This window comes from Quadrisphaera sp. DSM 44207 (assembly GCF_900101335.1).
Classification (GTDB): Bacteria; Actinomycetota; Actinomycetes; order Actinomycetales; family Quadrisphaeraceae; genus DSM-44207.
In genome coordinates, this window is record NZ_FNKA01000002.1 from 175,513 (window position 1) to 191,720 (window position 16,208).

Annotated in this window: 13 protein-coding genes; 5 read left to right on the forward strand and 8 right to left on the reverse strand. The window is 77.2% G+C overall.

Going from position 1 to position 16,208, the window contains the following annotated elements; translation table 11 throughout:
- The first annotated feature begins 345 nt into the window (after positions 1-345).
- Entirely contained in the window at positions 346-2,748 is a 2,403-nt protein-coding gene (locus tag BLS82_RS06955; protein ID WP_092863284.1) for a glycoside hydrolase family 31 protein, read from the forward strand.
- Positions 2,749-2,832: 84 nt separating this feature from the next.
- Here BLS82_RS06955 and BLS82_RS06960 read toward each other — a convergent pair whose 3' ends face one another.
- Positions 2,833-3,222, reverse strand: a complete 390-nt coding sequence (locus BLS82_RS06960) for a hypothetical protein (protein ID WP_092863288.1) — start codon at positions 3,220-3,222, stop codon at positions 2,833-2,835.
- Between the two features lie 128 nt (positions 3,223-3,350).
- Here BLS82_RS06960 and BLS82_RS06965 point away from each other — a divergent pair, with 128 nt between their 5' ends.
- On the forward strand, positions 3,351-4,280 hold the full coding sequence (locus BLS82_RS06965; protein ID WP_218123694.1) for a PfkB family carbohydrate kinase: 930 nt from the start codon (positions 3,351-3,353) through the stop codon (positions 4,278-4,280).
- A complete protein-coding gene (locus tag BLS82_RS06970; protein WP_092863291.1) occupies positions 4,277-5,257 on the forward strand; it encodes a pirin family protein in 981 nt (326 codons plus the stop codon). The genes BLS82_RS06965 and BLS82_RS06970 overlap by 4 nt, the downstream gene beginning before the upstream one ends.
- 58 nt (positions 5,258-5,315) lie before the next feature.
- Here the strand turns inward: BLS82_RS06970 and BLS82_RS06975 are convergent, their stop codons facing one another.
- Positions 5,316-5,852: a CAP domain-containing protein gene (locus tag BLS82_RS06975; protein ID WP_176818974.1), complete on the reverse strand. Its 537-nt coding sequence runs from the start codon at positions 5,850-5,852 to the stop codon at positions 5,316-5,318.
- A 179-nt stretch (positions 5,853-6,031) separates the two neighbouring features.
- Between BLS82_RS06975 and BLS82_RS06980 the strand changes: the two genes are divergently transcribed.
- The gene (locus tag BLS82_RS06980; protein ID WP_092863297.1) at positions 6,032-7,435 is read left to right on the forward strand and encodes an amino acid permease; all 1,404 of its coding nucleotides are present in this window, start codon (positions 6,032-6,034) and stop codon (positions 7,433-7,435) included.
- Positions 7,436-7,670: 235 nt separating this feature from the next.
- Here BLS82_RS06980 and BLS82_RS06985 read toward each other — a convergent pair whose 3' ends face one another.
- Positions 7,671-8,780: an LLM class flavin-dependent oxidoreductase gene (locus BLS82_RS06985; RefSeq protein WP_092863301.1), complete on the reverse strand. Its 1,110-nt coding sequence runs from the start codon at positions 8,778-8,780 to the stop codon at positions 7,671-7,673.
- Positions 8,781-8,917: 137 nt separating this feature from the next.
- Between BLS82_RS06985 and BLS82_RS06990 the strand changes: the two genes are divergently transcribed.
- Positions 8,918-9,916 carry a TAXI family TRAP transporter solute-binding subunit gene (locus BLS82_RS06990; RefSeq protein WP_092863304.1) on the forward strand — a complete coding sequence of 333 codons (999 nt, stop codon included), beginning with the start codon at positions 8,918-8,920 and terminating at the stop codon, positions 9,914-9,916.
- On the opposite strand, the gene BLS82_RS06995 is transcribed toward BLS82_RS06990, so the two are convergent.
- The 5 genes from BLS82_RS06995 to BLS82_RS07015 all read right to left on the reverse strand — a co-directional run bounded on the left by BLS82_RS06995 (position 9,897) and on the right by BLS82_RS07015 (position 16,207).
- Entirely contained in the window at positions 9,897-11,312 is a 1,416-nt protein-coding gene (locus BLS82_RS06995) for a sensor histidine kinase (protein WP_092863307.1), read from the reverse strand. The two genes, BLS82_RS06990 and BLS82_RS06995, sit on opposite strands and share 20 nt — an antisense overlap.
- A gap of 6 nt (positions 11,313-11,318) precedes the next feature.
- Positions 11,319-12,065 (reverse strand): response regulator transcription factor, encoded by a 747-nt coding sequence (locus BLS82_RS07000; RefSeq protein ID WP_092863310.1) that lies wholly within the window; start codon positions 12,063-12,065, stop codon positions 11,319-11,321.
- Between the two features lie 133 nt (positions 12,066-12,198).
- Entirely contained in the window at positions 12,199-13,644 is a 1,446-nt protein-coding gene (locus tag BLS82_RS07005) for a cation:dicarboxylate symporter family transporter (protein ID WP_092863313.1), read from the reverse strand.
- Positions 13,645-13,804: 160 nt separating this feature from the next.
- Positions 13,805-14,461, reverse strand: a complete 657-nt coding sequence (locus tag BLS82_RS07010) for a peroxiredoxin-like family protein (RefSeq protein WP_092863316.1) — start codon at positions 14,459-14,461, stop codon at positions 13,805-13,807.
- A gap of 90 nt (positions 14,462-14,551) precedes the next feature.
- Positions 14,552-16,207 (reverse strand): thiamine pyrophosphate-binding protein, encoded by a 1,656-nt coding sequence (locus BLS82_RS07015; protein ID WP_092863319.1) that lies wholly within the window; start codon positions 16,205-16,207, stop codon positions 14,552-14,554.
- Position 16,208 lies beyond the last annotated feature (1 nt).

Genomic DNA, 16,208 nt, shown 5'->3' on the forward strand with positions numbered 1-16,208 from the left:
GTCGGCACCCGCGTCGTCGTAGTGCAGCTCGGAGACGAACGGCGCCGTCGGGGGCGCCGCCAGCGCCGCGGGCGCGGGCAGGCCGGGGGCGGCCGGGGACGCCACCGCGCCGAGCACGACGCAGCGCACGCGGGTGCTTGCGGAAGGGCGTGCGCTGGCGGGGCGGGGAGGCACGGGGTGGTCCTTCCGGGCGGCACGACGTTCAGGTGCGGACAGTTAAACGATAGGCACCGACAGTGAGAGCGGCCTGCCGGACGGTGCCCGCCCGCAGCCCGCCCGCCAGCCCGCCCGCGGCCCGCTGGCGGCCGACCGGCGCCCGTCCCGGCGAGCGGGTAGGAAGGCGTCGTGGACGAGCGCTACCGCCTCCCCTGCCGCCCCGTCGCCGACCCGCGCGCCGTCGTCGCCGGCCCCGACTGGCGCATCACGGTGCTGACCGACGGGCTGGTGCGCCTCGAGCACGACCCGTCGGGCTCCTTCGAGGACCGCCCGTCGGCGTTCGCGCTCCACCGCCGGCTGCCCGTGCCGGACTTCGAGGTCGTGCACACCGACTCCCACGTCGAGGTGGTCACCGAGCGCCTGCACCTGGTCTACGACCGCAGGCCGTTCTCGACGTCCGGGCTCAGCATCGCCGTGCGCGGCGGCGTCAGCAGCTGGCACAGCGTGTGGCGCTACGGCGTCGACGACGAGCCGGGCGGCCTCGGCGGCACCGCCCGCACCCTCGACGAGGCGGACGGCGCGGTGCCGCTGGAGCCGGGCGTCGCCAGCCGCAACGGCTTCGCCGTCCTGGACGACTCGCGCACCCTCGTCCTGGAGGAGGACGGCTGGGTCGCCCCGCGCGACGGCTCGGCGCAGGACCTGTACGTCTTCGCCTACGGGCGCGACCACGCGCAGGCCGTGCGCGCCCTGTACGCCGTCTCCGGGCCCCAGCCGCTGCTGCCGCGCTGGGCGCTGGGCAACTGGTGGAGCCGCTACCACCGCTACACCGCCGAGGAGTACCTGGCGCTGCTGGACCGCTTCGCCGCCGAGCGCCTGCCCTTCTCCGTCGCCGTGGTCGACATGGACTGGCACCTCACGCAGGTCGAGCCGCGCTTCGGCAGCGGCTGGACCGGCTACACCTGGAACCGCGAGCTGTTCCCCGACCCGGCGGGCTTCCTGGAGGCGGTGCACGAGCGCGGCCTGCGGGTCACGCTCAACGACCACCCGGCCGACGGCGTGCAGCCGCACGAGGCGGCCTACCCCGCGATGGCCGCGGCCCTCGGCATCGACCCGGCCACCGAGCGGCCGATCCCGTTCGACGTCACGGACCCCGACCTGCTGCGCGCCTGGTTCGACGTCCTGCACCGCCCCCTGGAGGAGGAGGGGGTGGACTTCTGGTGGATCGACTGGCAGCAGGGCCCGCACAGCCGCGTCGCCGGCGTCGACCCGCTGTGGATGCTCAACCACTTCCACTTCCTCGACAGCGCCCGCGACGGGCGCCGGCCGCTGACCTTCTCCCGCTACGCCGGGCCGGGCAGCCACCGCTACCCGGTGGGCTTCTCCGGGGACGCGGTCGTCAGCTGGGCCTCCCTGGACTTCCAGGCCGAGTTCACCGCCACCGCCGCCAACATCGGCTTCGGGTGGTGGAGCCACGACGTCGGCGGCCACCTGTTCGGAGCCAGGGACGACGACCTCGCCGCGCGCTGGGTCCAGCTCGGCGTCCTCTCGCCGATCACGCGGCTGCACTCGATGAACAACCCGTTCATGAGCAAGGAGCCGTGGGCGTTCGGGCCGGCCGCGCGGGCGTCGATGGAGGAGGCGCTGCGCCTGCGCCACCGCCTCGTGCCGTACCTGCACACGATGAACCACCGCGCCGCCCACGAGGGCGTGCCGCTCGTGACGCCGATGTACCACGAGCACCCGTGGCGCGAGGAGGCCTACCGCGCCCGCACCCAGTACGCCTTCGGCAGCCAGCTGCTCGTCGCGCCGATCACCACCCCCACCGACCCGCAGCTGCTGCTGGGGTCGGTCACGGCGTGGCTGCCGGAGGGCACGTGGGTCGACGTCCTGGCCGACCTCGTCTACGACGGCGGGCGCGAGCTCGTCCTGCACCGCGGCCTCGACGCGGTCCCGGTGCTCGCCCGCGCCGGGGCGCTCGTGCCGCTGGACGCCGAGCCGGGCAACGACCCGGTCAACCCGAGCGCCCTGGAGGTGCTCCTCGTCGTCGGCGCGGACGGCGCCTTCGACCTGGTCGAGGACGACGGCGCCGGGCGCGGGGACGAGCCGGAGCGGTGGCTGACCACCCCGCTGCGCTTCGACGCCGCCGCGGGCGTCGTCACCGTCGGGCCCGCGCGGGGGAATCCCGCCTGCGCGCCGGCGCGGCGCTCCTGGACGCTCACCCTGCCCGCGTGCGTCCTGACCGGCGCCGAGGCGCTCGTCGACGGCGAGCCCGCGCCCGCGCGCGTGCAGGTGCAGGGCCGGCGCACGCGCGTCACCGTGGACGCCGTGCCGGTCACCTCCGCGCTGCAGCTGCGCCTGGGCGCCTCCCCGCGGCTGGCGCCGAACGACGTGGCCGACCGCGTCCTCGCCCTGCTGCACCGGGCGCAGATCCCCTACGCCACCAAGACCCGGGCGCACGAGGCGGCCACGGCCGACGCGCCCCTGGCGCTGCGGCTCTCCCGGCTGCAGGCGCTCGACCTGGGCCGGCCCCTGGAGACGGCCCTGTTCGAGCTGCTGCTCGCCCGCGCGCAGGAGCCGGCGGCGCAGGGGTGAGCCGCGCGGCGGCGCCGTGGGCCGCCCGGCTCGACCTCGTCGGACTCCGCCTGGACAGCGGGCCCTCGACGAGGCGCCCGCGCGCTACCGCTCGCCGGTCCGCCAGTGCTCCCAGCACGCCTCCCGGGCCGCCGCCCGCGCCGCCTCCTCGCGGGCGGCCTCGGCCCGGGCCTCCTCGTCGCCCCTGCTGCGCCGGGCCCGGCGCGCGAGGAGCGCGCCGAGCGGCGGCTCGCCGCGGCGGCGGCAGTCGACGTCGAGCACGTCGACGACCACCCCGACCCCGATCGGCGGGTAGGCGCCCGTCGCCGCGGCCGCCTCGGCCCACGTCACCGTGCGCCGCTGCCGGGCGGCCGCCACCAGCGCCTCCCGCAGCGGCGCCAGCGCCGCGTGCAGGGTGGGCGTCACCCGCACCCGCCGACCTCCTCGGCGCTCCACCTCGACGACCTCGTCCAGCGCCACGCGCAGCTCCTCCACGCGCCGGAGTCTCGTCCCGCGCCGCCGGGTCCCGCTGCCGTCGTCCACAGGGCCGGTCGCGCCGCCGGTCGTGGACGACCGGCGGCGCCCCGCGCGCCGGCAGCGCGCCGAGGCAGCAGGATCGCCGAGTGCCCGCACCGCCTCGCCCCGAGCCGCCGCTGGGCGTCTTCGTCGGCCTCGCCACCCTCGACGTCGTCCACCGCGTGACGCGGCTGGCCGGGCGCGACGAGAAGGTCACGGCCGTGCGCCAGGACGTCGCCGCCGGTGGTCCCGCCGCCGGCGCGGCCGTCGCCTTCGCCGCGCTGGGCGGGCGGGCGCGCCTGGTCACGGCGCTCGGCCCGGACGCCGCCGGCGCCGCGGTGCGCGACGACCTGCGCGCCTGCGGGGTGCAGGTCGTGCCGGCGCCCTCGCACGCACCCACACCGGTCTCGGCGGTGCAGGTCCTCGAGGCCAGCGGCGAGCGCACGGTGACCTCCCTCGACGCCGCCGGCTCTGACGTGCCCGCGCCGCCCGACCTGGAGGAGCTGCTGGACGGCGCGGACGTCGTCCTGCTCGACGGGCACCACCCGCGGCTGGCCCTGGCGGCCGCCCGCGCCGTCGCCGAGCGCCGCGACCGCGGCGCGGCGCCCCTGCTGCTGCTCGACGCCGGGCGGTGGCAGCCCGTGGTCGCCGACCTGCTCCCGCTCCTCGACGTCGCGGTCTGCTCCGCGGACTTCCGCGCCCCGGGCGCGCACGACGCTCCCGCCACGGCGGCGGTGCTGCTCGCGGCCGGGGTCCCGGTGGTCGCCACCACGGCGGGGCCCGGGCCGGTGCGGTGGTGGCAGGGTGGGCGCAGCGGGCAGGTGGCCGTGCCGGCGGTGCGGGCGGTGGACACCCTCGGCGCCGGCGACGCCTTCCACGGCGCGTGCGCGTGGGCCCTGGCGTGCGGCGCCGGCACGCAGGAGGCGCTGGCCGCGGCCGCCGTCGTGGCCGCGCACCGGGTGAGCAGCGTCGGCCCGAGGGCGTGGCTGGCGCACCTGCCGCCCGTGCCGGCGCGGCGGGGCAGGATGCCCGGATGAGCGCGCCGACGTCCGGACCGGTCCTGGAGCTGCTGCCCGGCCGAGAGGTGCCCCTGGGCGGCGTGCGCGGCACGAGCGTGACGCGCTGGCTGCCGCAGCGCACGCTGCCGACCGTCGGCGCCTGGTGCTTCCTCGACCGCATCGGCCCCCAGCGGGTCGACATGCGCGTGCTGCCCCACCCGCACACGGGCCTGCAGACGGTCACGTGGCCGCTGGCCGGCGAGGTGCACCACCGCGACAGCCTCGGCACGGACGTGCTGCTGCGGCCGGGGGAGCTGAACCTCATGACGTCCGGTCGGGGCATCTGCCACTCGGAGCTCTCCGTCGGGCACCGGCCCCTGCTGCACGCGCTGCAGCTGTGGGTGGCGCTGCCCGCCTCCCGGGCCGCTGGGGCGCCGGGCTTCGAGCAGCACCGCGACCTGCCGGTGCTCGAGGCGCCCGGGGCGCGCGCCACCGTGGTCGTCGGGGCCCTCGGCGACGTCGCCTCCCCGGCCTCGGTGCACACGCCGCTGCTCGGCGCGGACGTCGCCGTCGACGCCGGGGCGAGCGCGGTGCTGCCGCTGCGCCCGGACTTCGAGCACGCCGTGCTCGTCCTGGACGGCGCGGCGCAGGTCGCGGGCGCGGACCTGGCCGGCGGGCCGCTGCTGCACCTGGGCACCGGCCGCGACGAGCTCGTCGTGCGCAGTCCCGGCGGGGCCCGGCTGCTGCTCCTCGGCGGGGAGCCGTTCGGGGAGGACCTCGTGATGTGGTGGAACTTCGTCGGCCGCGACCACGACGAGGTCGCGCGGGCGCGCGCCGAGTGGGAGGAGGCCGGGCAGACCCGCTTCGGCACCGTCCCCGGGCACGGCGACGAGCGCATCCCCGCCCCGGGGCTGCCGAGCGTGCGCCTGACGCCGCGCCGCCGCCGTCCTGCACCGGCCGGCGCGGACGTCGGGGCCGGGGCCGACGGCGGTGCGCCGGCGCCCGCCATGAGCTGAGGGACCCGAGCGCGTCGCCCGGGGCCGCTCAGGGCCGGTCGGGGCCGGTCCGGGCCGCTCAGGGCCGGTCGATGCCGGCGTCCAGGGTCACCCACGTGCGACCGTCGGCGCCGTGCTCGACCCCGATGCCGGCGGTGTCGACGTCCGGGTCGAGCAGCGTGGCGCGGTGGGAGGGCGAGCGCAGCCAGGCCGCGTGGACGTCGGCGGGTGCCCCGCTGGTCACGCCGACGTTCTCGCGCGCCGCGCTCACCAGCGGCGAGAGCGCCGCGTGCAGGGCGGGGTCGTGCGCGAGCGCGCCGCGGGCCTCCAGCGCCTGCGACCAGCGCTGCGCCACCGCCTCCACGGCCGGGTCGCGGGTCAGGGGCGCCAGGCCGTGCTCGGCCCGCGCGGCGTCGACCAGCCCGTAGAGCACCTCCCGGTCGTGCAGCAGGTGCTCGGGCGCCTGACCGGGCCCCTGCTCAGGCGGCGGGGCGCCCTGCGCGGCGGCGGGCGCGGCCGTGAGCAGCGCGGGTGCGCCCGAAGCGGCGGCGGTGAGCAGGGCGCTGAGCAGGCCGACGCGCAGGACGGCGAGCGGGGCTGCGCTCTCGAAGATCACGGAGGAGCAGGGTAGGGGCCGCGCTCGAGGTCCGCGCTCGGACGCCGCACCCGCCCGCGCGGGGCCGCGCCCCCAGGAGACTGCCGCAGTTCGAGGGCCGGCGTTCCGCTGGCGCGCTCGCGGGCCCAGGATGGGCCGCGAGCGCGCCGCGTCCGGCGGCGCCGACCGATCGGAGCGCCATGAGCGCACCCGCCGCCTCCGGACCCTCCGCTCCGAGCGCCGGTTCCGCCGCGCTGCGCAAGTCCCTCGGCCAGCGCCACCTGACGATGATCGCCATCGGCGGCGTCATCGGCGCGGGCCTGTTCGTCGGCTCCGGGGTCGTGATCAGCACCGCCGGCCCGGGCGCCTTCCTCACCTACGCCGTCACCGGCGTCCTCATCGTGATGGTGATGCGGATGCTGGGGGAGATGGCCGCGGCGAACCCCGCCACCGGCTCCTTCTCCGCCTACGCCCGCTCCGCCCTCGGGGACTGGGCGGGGTTCTCCACCGCGTGGCTGTACTGGTACTTCTGGGTCATCGTCGTCGGGTTCGAGGCCGTCGCCGGGGCGCGGATCCTGCAGCTGTGGTTCGACGCGCCGCTGTGGACGATCGCCCTCGTCCTCATGGTGCTCATGACGGCCACGAACCTGTTCTCGGTGCGCTCCTACGGCGAGTTCGAGTACTGGTTCGCGAGCATCAAGGTCTTCGCGATCATCGCCTTCCTGGCCCTCGGCGCGCTGTTCGTCCTCGGCCTGTGGCCGGGGCGGGAGGCGGACTTCAGCAACCTGACCGCGCACGGCGGCTTCTTCCCCAACGGCGCGACCGCGATCTTCTCCAGCGTCGTCGTCGTGGTGTTCTCCATGGTCGGGGCCGAGATCGCGACGATCGCCGCCGCGGAGTCCACGAACCCGGGCCGGGCGATCGCGCGGGCCACGAACTCGGTGATCATCCGCATCGCGCTGTTCTTCGTCGGGTCGGTCTTCCTGATCGCGGTGATCCTGCCCTGGAACTCCGAGGAGCTGGCCGTCTCGCCCTACGCCAGCGCCTTCTCCACGATGGGCATCCCGTACGCCGGGACGATCATGAACCTCGTCGTCCTGACCGCCGTCCTGTCGTGCCTGAACTCCGGGCTGTACACGGCGTCCCGGATGCTCTTCGTGCTCGCCGACCGCGGGGAGGCGCCCCAGCGGCTGGTGCGGGTCAACGCCCGCGGCGTGCCCACGGCGGCGATCCTCGCCTCCACGGTCGTCGGCTTCCTGTGCGTCGTGGCGGCCTACGTCAGCGAGGACACCGTGTTCCTGTTCCTGCTGAACTCCTCCGGCGCGGTGATCCTCTTCGTCTACCTGCTCATCGCGGTCTCGCAGCTGATCCTGCGCCGCCGCAGCGATCCGGCGCAGCTGCCGGTGAAGATGTGGGCGTACCCGGTGCTGACCCTGGTGACCATCGCCGGCATCGTCACCGTGCTCGTGATGATGGCGGTGGACGCCGGCACCCGCTCCCAGCTGCTGCTCAGCCTGGGGTCGTGGGCGGTGATCCTGGTGCTCTTCGCGGCGACGGCGCGCCAGCGCGGCCGCTCGCGGCCGCCGGTCGACGCCGTCCGCTGAGGGGGCCCCAGCGCGGGGCGGTGACCGCGCCGTAGAGGTCCGGGCGCCGGTCGCGCGCGGCCATCCCGATGAGCACCTCGGGTGGCCGCTCGCCCGGGGCCGTTCCACGCGCCTGGCGCGGCAGGTGCTCCTGGCGGCCGCCACGGCCTCCCCCCGCGCGCCGGGTGCTGGGTCCTCGTGCGACGTGCCGAGCGCGTCGCACGAGGACCCAGCACCCGAGCGGTGAGGGCGCCGGTCAGGCGCCGGCGACCGCGGGCACGGCGTCCGCGCCGTCCCGGGCGGCGACCCGGGCGGCGTGGCTCGGCGGGTCGCTCGGCACGTGCGCCGGGCGGCGCGCCTCGAGCTCGCGCCGCAGCACCGGCACGACCTCCCCGCCGAGCAGGTCGAGCTGCTCGAGCACCGTCTTCAGCGGCAGGCCGGCGTGGTCGACGAGGAACAGCTGGCGCTGGTAGTGGCCGAAGGACTCCTGGAAGGTCAGGGTCTTCTCGACCACCTGCTCCGGGGTGCCGACCGTCAGCGGGGTCTGCGCGGTGAACTCCTCCAGCGACGGCCCGTGCCCGTACACCGGGGCGTCGTCGAAGTAGGGCCGGAACTCGCGCACGGCGTCCTGGCTGTTGCGGCGCATGAACACCTGACCGCCCAGGCCGACGATCGCCTGGTCGGCGCGGCCGTGGCCGTAGTGCTCGAAGCGCTGGCGGTACAGGTCGATCAGCGCCGCGTAGTGCTCCTTCGGCCAGAAGATGTTGTTGGCGAAGTAGCCGTCCCCGAAGTAGGCGGCGATCTCCGCGACCTCGGGGGTGCGGATCGAGCCGTGCCAGACGAACGGCGGCACGCCGTCCAGCGGCCGCGGGGTGGCGGTGAAGCCGCGCAGCGGGGTGCGGAAGCGGCCGGACCAGTCGACGACCTCCTCCTCCCACAGGCGCCGCAGCAGCTGGTAGTTCTCCACCGTCAGCGGGACGCTCTCGCGCAGGTCCTGGCCGAACCAGCCGTAGACCGGCGCGGTGTTGCCGCGGCCGAGCATGAGGTCGACGCGCCCGTCGGCCAGGTGCTGCAGCATCGCGTAGTCCTCGGCGATCTTCACCGGGTCGTTCGTGGTGATCAGCGTCGTGGAGGTGGAGAGCACCAGCCGCTGCGTCAGCGCCGCGATGTGGCCGAGCATCGTCGTGGGGGACGACGGCACGAACGGCGGGTTGTGGTGCTCGCCCGTGGCGAAGACGTCGAGGCCGACCTCCTCGGCGTGCCGGGCGATGGTGACCATCGCCTTGATGCGCTCCGCCTCGGACGGCGTGCGCCCCGTCGTCGGGTCCGGCGTGACGTCGCCGACCGTGAACACTCCGAACTGCACGACTGCCTCCAGGTGCTCCGCTGGTGTGCTGCCGATCCTCCGGCATCACCGTTGACTTTTCAACAACACACGCCGGCCCGGCGTTCCCCCGTCCCCTGGCAGCGGGTGCGACGAGGAGGGGTCCGTAGCCTCGGTGCGTGCGGCAGCGGCTGCGGACGGACCCGCTCCCCGGTGCGGCGCCCACGCGGCGCGCCGTGCTCAGGAGTGCCGCGGCGCTGGCCGTCGGCGCCGCGGCCGGTGCCGCCGCCTGCACCCGCGCCGGCGATGTCCCCGCGGACCCGCTCGTGCTCGCCACCGGCCCCGAGGGCGCCGTCTTCGACGTCGTCGGCGCCAGCATCGCCGCGGCCCTGCGGCAGCGGTGGGGCGAGGACGCCGTCACCGCCCGGCGCACGGCGGCCTCGCTGGAGAACCTGCAGCTGCTCACCGCCCCCGCCGACGGGCAGGCGGAGCGCGCGGACCTGGCCCTGGTGCACGCCGACGCCGCCGTCGCCGCGCTCGAGGGCGGCGCGGGGCTGTCCGCCGTGGGCCGCCTGCACGAGAACTACCTGCACCTGTTCGTCCCGCGCGCCTCGCCGGTGCAGCGCCTCGCCGACCTCGCCGGGCTGCGCGTGGCCACCGGCGCTGCTCGCTCGGGCACCCACTTCACCGCCCTGCGGGCGCTGGAGCTGCTCGGCGTGCCGGTGCGCGCGCTCGACCTCGACCAGCAGGCGTCGGTCGCGGCCCTGCTCGGCGGGGACGTCGACGCCGGCTTCAACCTCTCCGGCCTGCCGACGCCGGCGTTCGGCGCCCCGCAGGCCCTGGCCGCGCTGCGCCTGGTGCCGCTGCACGACGTCGCGCTCGCGCTGCAGCAGCGCCACCCCGGGGCCTACCGCCCCGCCACCATCCCGCTGACCGCCTACCCCGGCCTGGGCCCGTGCCCGACGCTGGCCGCGCCGACGCTGCTGCTGGCCCGGCAGGACCTGCCGGACGCCGTCGTCGCGGCCGTGGCCGAGACCGTCTACGCCGGTGAGGGGCTGCGCCGCTCCGCCGGCGCCCCGCCCGCCCTCGCCCAGGTCAACGCGCGCAGCGGGGTCCAGACCGCGCCCGTGCCGCTGCACCCGGGCGCGCTGGCGTGGTTCAGGGCCTCGAAGGCCTGAGCGCGGCCGGCGCCAGCGGCAGCACCAGGCGCACGTCGAGCCCGCCGCCCGGCGCGTCGTGCAGCGCGAGGGAGCCGCCGCAGCCCTCGGCCACCTCCGCCGCGATCGCGAGCCCCAGGCCGGTGCCGGGCACGTTCTGGTGCTCGGGCGCGCGCCAGAAGCGCTGCGCCGCGCGCTCGCGCTGCTCCGGCGGCAGGCCGCGCCCGTCGTCGACCACGCGCAGCACGACGCGGTCGGGCGCGCCCTCGCGCTCGGCCGACACGCGCACGCGCGTGCCCCCGGACAGCCGCCGGGCGTTGTCGACCAGCTCGTCGACCACCGCGCCGAGGGCGTCCGGGTGCGCGGGCACCGGCAGCGGCTCGGACGGCACGGCGACCTCGACCACCACCCCGGCGGCGGCGGGAGCCCGGGCGCGCCAGGCGTCCCGCCGCGTGGCCAGCAGCCCGTCCGGGCCGCCGAGCGGCGTCGGCGCACCCGCCTGCAGCCCGCCGAGCCGCGTGGCCGCCAGGAGGGACTCCAGCAGCCGGCCCATCGCCTCGGCGTCCTGCACCGCCTCGGCGTGGTCGGCGCGGGCGTCGTCCGAGCGCAGGTGCGGCAGGAGGTTGTCCACGCTCAGGCGCAGGCTGGCGAGGGGGTTGCGCAGCTGGTGCGAGGCGTCCGCGACGAACGCGCGCTGGTGGCGCAGGGTGGTCTCGACCACGGCGACCATGCGGTTGAACGACTCCGCCAGGCGCCGCACCTCCGGCGGCCCGCGGCGGGCGTCGACGCGCACCCGCGCGTCCCCGGCGGCGACCTGCGCGGCGGCGGCGTCCAGCTCGCGCAGCGGGCGCGCCTGCCAGCGCGTCAGCGGCGGGACGGCGAGCGCGGCGGCGCCCGCGACGACCAGGCCGAGCGCGCCCCACGCCGCCCAGGTGCGGCGCAGGTCGGCCACGAGCGCCGGCGTGGGGGAGACGAGCACGACGGCGGCCTGCTGGCCCTCGCCGGTCACGGGCTCGACGACGACGAGGGGCTCCTCGCTCCAGGGCCACACGGTCGGCGGCGCGCCGGGGCGGCTGCCGCCCAGCGCCGTGGCGAGGTCGAGGTCGAGGCGGCCCTGCGGCTCCGGACCCAGGGCGGGCGGCGGGGAGCCGGCGAGCACGGCGCCGCCGGGCCCGAGGGCCGTCGCGGTGATGCCGTAGACCTGCTCGTAGCGCTGCAGCTCAGAGGCCAGGGGCTCGCGCTGGCCGGTCTGCAGCACCTCCCCGGTGAGGGCGGCGAAGCGGCTGCCGTCGGCGAGGCGGTCGAGGTAGACCTCCTGCGTCTGCCGGGTGGCGGTGGTGACCGCCAGCGGCACGCCGAGCGCCGCGAGCAGGAGGAGCAGGAGCGGGACGAGGACGACGGCGGAGCGGCGCGCCACGGCGGCTCAGGGCTCGTCGGGGAGCACGAGCGCGTACCCGGTGCCGCGCTCGGTGCGGATCGTCGGCACGCCCTCGCCGGGCGCGGCCCGCCCCGCCAGCGCCGCCAGCTTCGCGCGCAGCGACGCCACGTGGGTGTCGACGGTGCGGAACGCGCCGGGCGGTCGGACGCCGCCCGCCAGCGGCGTCTGCCACACCTGCTCGGCGATCACGTCGCGGCGCACCACGGCGCCCGCGTGGCGGGAGAGCAGCGCCAGCAGGTCGAACTCCTTCGGCGTCAGGGGCAGCGGGTGCCCGCCGAGCTCGGCGCGCCGCTCGGCGCCGCGCACGCGCAGCGCGCCGAGGCGCAGCACCTGCCCGGTCGACCGCGCAAGGCCGCGCTCGGTGCGGGTGCGGCGCAGCACGGCCTCCACGCGGGCCAGCAGCTCGGCGACGCCGAACGGCTTGACGACGTAGTCGTCGGCGCCGCCGCGCAGCAGCCGCACGCGGGAGGCCTCCTCGCTGCGGGCCGTGACGGCGATGACCGCGGGGCCGCCGGGGCGGCCGTCGCCGGAGGAGCGGCGCCGCAGCGCGCGCAGGACGTCGGTGCCCTCGGCGTCCGGCAGGCCGAGGTCGAGCAGGACGAGGTCGGCCGGCGGTGCGGCCACCGCCTCCGCGGCCGTGGGCACGCGCACGACCTCGTAGCCGGCGTGGCGCAGGGCCGTGCTCAGGGCGCGCGCGACGCGGTCGTCGTCCTCGACCACCAGGATGCGCACGCGGCCAGGGTAGGAGCCGCACGGCGCCGGGGCCGAGAGCGCGCGGTGCGCTCCCGGCCCCGGCCCCGGCGCCGAGCTCGAGCGGTGCCCGGGTGCGCCCGGAGCGCTCAGGGAGGGGGTGCTCAGCGGGTGCTCAGGGGGTGCGGGCCGGCTCCGCGGTCGCGGGGCGGGCGCCGTCCACCGCGGCGCCGTGGACCTCGCGCTGGCCCTCGTGGGCGCCGTGCCCGCCGTCCACGAGGGTCGACTCGTCGAAGGGAGCGCGGCCGGAGAGGACCTGGTCGACGCGGGCGCGGTCGATCTCCTTGACCCACGTGCCGATGAGCACGGTGGCCACGGCGTTGCCGGTGAAGTTCGTGAGCGCCCGCGCCTCGGACATGAACCGGTCGATGCCGACGATGAACCCGACGCCGTCGAGCAGCTCGGGGCGGTGGCTCTGCAGGCCGCCGGCGAGGGTCGCGAGGCCGGCGCCGGTGACGCCGGCGGCGCCCTTCGAGGCGACGATCATGAAGACGAGCAGACCGATCTGCTCGGGGACGGCCAGCGGCTGCCCGAGCGCCTGCGCGATGAACAGCGAGGCCATCGTCAGGTAGATGGCCGTGCCGTCGAGGTTGAAGGAGTAGCCGGTGGGGACGGTGATGCCGACCACCGGGCGGCTGACCCCCAGGTGCTCCATCTTCGCGATCAGGCGGGGCAGGGCGGTCTCGGAGGAGGACGTGGAGACGATGAGCAGCAGCTCGCGGCCGAGGTAGCGCAGCAGCGAGAGCAGGTTCACGCCCGTGACGACGCGCAGCAGCAGGCCGAGGACGAGGAAGATGAAGATCGCGCAGGTGGCGTAGAAGCCGGCCATGAGGGTGACCAGGGCGCCGATGGCCGACCAGCCGGTCGCGCCGACGACCGAGGCGATGGCGCCGAAGGCGCCGAGCGGGGCCAGCCACATGATCATGGCGAGGACCTTGAAGACGACCTTCTGGAAGACGGCGACCGCGCGCAGCGCCGGCTCGCCCGCGGTGCCCAGGGCCTGGATGGCGAAGCCGATGAGCAGCGCCACGAACAGGGTGGACAGCACGCTCTCGCCGACCAGGGGCGAGACCAGGGTGGTCGGGATGATGCTGAGGAGGAACCCGGCCAGGCCCTCGTTGGCCTCGTCCTCGGGGTCGGGCAGCGTCACCCCGGACAGCGGGTCCTCGGGCAGCACGAGGCTGTCGCCGGGGGAGACGAGGTTGCCGACCACGAGGCCGATCGCCAGCGCGAAGGTCGACATCGCGAGGAAGTAGCCGAGCGCCAGGGCGCCGACGCGGCCGACCGTGGCGGCGTGCCGGATCGAGCCGATGCCGAGCACGATGGTGCAGAAGATCACCGGCGAGATCATCATGCGGATGAGGTCGACGAAGCCGGTGCCGAGCGGGCGCAGGGCGATGCCGGTCTCGGAGAAGAAACCGCCGACGAGGGCGCCGGCCACGACGGCGACGACGACGGCGATGTAGAGCCAGTGGGAGCGGTCGCGCCCGCGGGGCACCGCGGGCGCTCCCCGCTCGGTCGATCCGCTGGGGCTGCTGGCGGAGTCCGCGGGTGTGCTCATCGGGGTCCCTCCTGCCGGTCCTCCGTCGGGCCGGCTCCGCCGGGACGCTAGGAGCGGCGGGCGCGGCGGCGGCCGGCAGGGCGCGATCCCTGACGTTCCCCTGACGTTCGGGGCCGGTCGCCGGCGGCGGGCGCGGCGACCGGCCCCGGGGGAGCGGACCTCAGAGGGCGTCGACGGCGGCGAGGACCGCCGGGACCTCCGTGCGGCTGGTGTAGTCGACGTGGACGTCGGCGAAGCGGACGACGCGGTCGGCGTCGACGACCAGCACGGTGGGGAAGGGGATGCCGGCGGTGCCGTCGGCGTTGCTGTCCGCGACGTCGAAGCCGAGCTCGGTGTGCGCCGCGCGCGCCTGCGCGCTGGGCTCCGTCAGCAGCCCCAGGCGCCTGATCAGGGCCGCCGAGGAGTCGGAGAGGACCGGGAAGCCGAGCTCGCCGCCGGTGGCCGCGGCCCTGGAGCCGTCGGGGGTCTGCGGGCTGATCGCCACCAGGGAGGCGCCGCGCCCGGCCAGCGCCGGCACGAGGTTCGCCTGGTACTCGCGCAGGGTGAGGTTGCAGTACGGGCACCAGGCGCCGCGGTAGAAGACGAGGACGGCGGGCCCGTCGCCGAGCGCCGCGTGCAGCCCGGTCGGGGTGCCCTCGGCGGTCAGCAGGTCGGCGTCCGGCAGGGGGTCGCCGGCGCGGACGGCGCCTGCCGGGACGCCGGCGGCGAGCAGGTCGGCCTGCTCTCGGGCGAAGACGTCGGCCAGGCGGGGCCCGACCTGGGCGGTGAAGCCCTCGTTGAAGGTCACGACCTGCTCGGCGATGGTCGGGTTGCTCACGTGCTGCTCCTTGACGGGCTCGTCCGCTGCGGGTGCGCGCCGTCCCGGGGAGGGCGGGCGCCGCGGCTGGATCCTAGGTCGGGGGCGGGATCAGTGGCCGCGGAAGGCCTCCGCGAGCCACCACGCGCCCCCGTCGCTGCTGATCTTGCAGTCCAGGACGATCGGCCCCTCGCGGGGCCCGGCCAGCCACGCGTCGAGGGCTCCCAGGTCGGCCGTGCTGCGCACGGTGGCCGCGGCGGCGCCGGCGCCGCGCGCCCACGCGGCGATGTCGGTGTCGGGGAAGACCACGGCGCCGTGGTCGGCGTCCGGGCCGAAGTGGTGCACCTCCGCGCCGTACGCGGCGTCGTCGTAGACGACCACCACCGCGCCCAGGCGCAGGCGCACGAGCGTCTCCAGCTCCGCGGCGGCCATGAGCAGGCCGCCGTCGCCCGTGCCGAGCACGGGCAGCCGGTCGGGGGCCGCCAGGGCGGCGCCGACGAGCGTCGCCAGGCCGAGGCCGACGGACTGGAAGGCCTGTGTGAAGCAGAAGCCGCGCTCATCCGGCACGGACCAGTAGGCGCTGGGGTAGCCCATGAAGTTGCCGGAGTCCACGGCCACGACCCGCTCGCGGGGCAGGCGCGCGTCGACCTCGCGGCTGAGGCCGCGCGGGTCGATCGTCGTCGGGGTGGAGGAGTCCTCCGTCGGCACGCGCGTCCAGCGGCCCTCGGCGGCGATGCGCGCGGCCAGCTCGGGCGAGCGGTAGCCGGTGCTGCCGCCCCGTGGCGGTGCGCCCTGCGGCAGGCCGGCGAGCAGGGCGCGGGCGGTCGCCGCGACGTCCCCCAGCACGCCGAGGTCGACGGGCCGGTTGGCGCCGAGCGCGTCGACGTCGGCGTCGACCTGCACCACGACGGCGTCCTCGCCGAGCAGGCGGCCGTGGCGCGTCGTCCACGCGGTCAGGCTCGCGCCCCAGGCCACGACGAGGTCCGCGCCGGTGATGAGCTCGGCCGCCAGCGGGGAGGCGAAGCCGCCGGAGATGCCGAGGTCGAACGGGTCGCCCTCGAACAGGCCCTTGGCCACGGCGGTCGTCGCCAGCAGCGCCCCGGTGCGCTCGGCGAGCTCGCGCAGCAGCGGGCCGGCCCCGCGCGCTCCGCGGCCGGCGAGGAGCAGCGGACGCCGCGCGGCGGCGACGCGCGCGGCGAGGGCCTCGACGGCGGCCTCGCCGGGACGCGCGGGCACGGGCGGCCCGGGGTCGCGCAGCTGCGCCAGGGCGTCCTCGGGCGCGGGCGCGGCCTGCACGTCGAGGGGCAGGTTCAGCACCACGGTGCGCCGGGTGTCGCGGGCGGTGCGCCACGCTCGCAGCACGTCGGGGACCGCGCTGGCGGGGGAGTGGACCCGCTCGGGCACCGCGCCGACGCTGCGCACGAGCGCGTCCTGGTCGATCCGGAAGTTCGAGCGCACCGCGGAGCCGGCCGTGTCCGCGGCGAGGACGAGCAGGGGCGTGCGGCTCTTCGCCGCCTCCGCGACGCCCGTGACGGCGTTCGTCAGCCCGCAGCCCTGGTGCAGCGTGAGCACGCCGACGCGCCCGCTCGTGCGCGCCCAGGCGTCGGCCATCGTCGCCGCGCCGCCCTCGTGCCGTGCGGCGGTGAAGGGGACGCCGGCCGCGCGCAGCGCATTGGTGACCGCGAAGTTGCCGCTGCCGACCACCCCGAAGGCGCGCCCGGCCCCGAGGGCGGCGACCGCGCGCCCGACGAGCTCGGCGACCTGCACC

What these genes read in the sequence shown, in the direction of transcription:
- BLS82_RS06980 (WP_092863297.1), top strand. Translation starts at nt 6,032, where the DNA reads ATGAGCGCACCCGCCGCCTCCGGACCCTCCGCTCCGAGCGCCGGTTCC.
- BLS82_RS07005 (WP_092863313.1), bottom strand. Translation starts at nt 13,644, where the DNA reads ATGAGCACACCCGCGGACTCCGCCAGCAGCCCCAGCGGATCGACCGAG.
- BLS82_RS06970 (WP_092863291.1), top strand. Translation starts at nt 4,277, where the DNA reads ATGAGCGCGCCGACGTCCGGACCGGTCCTGGAGCTGCTGCCCGGCCGA.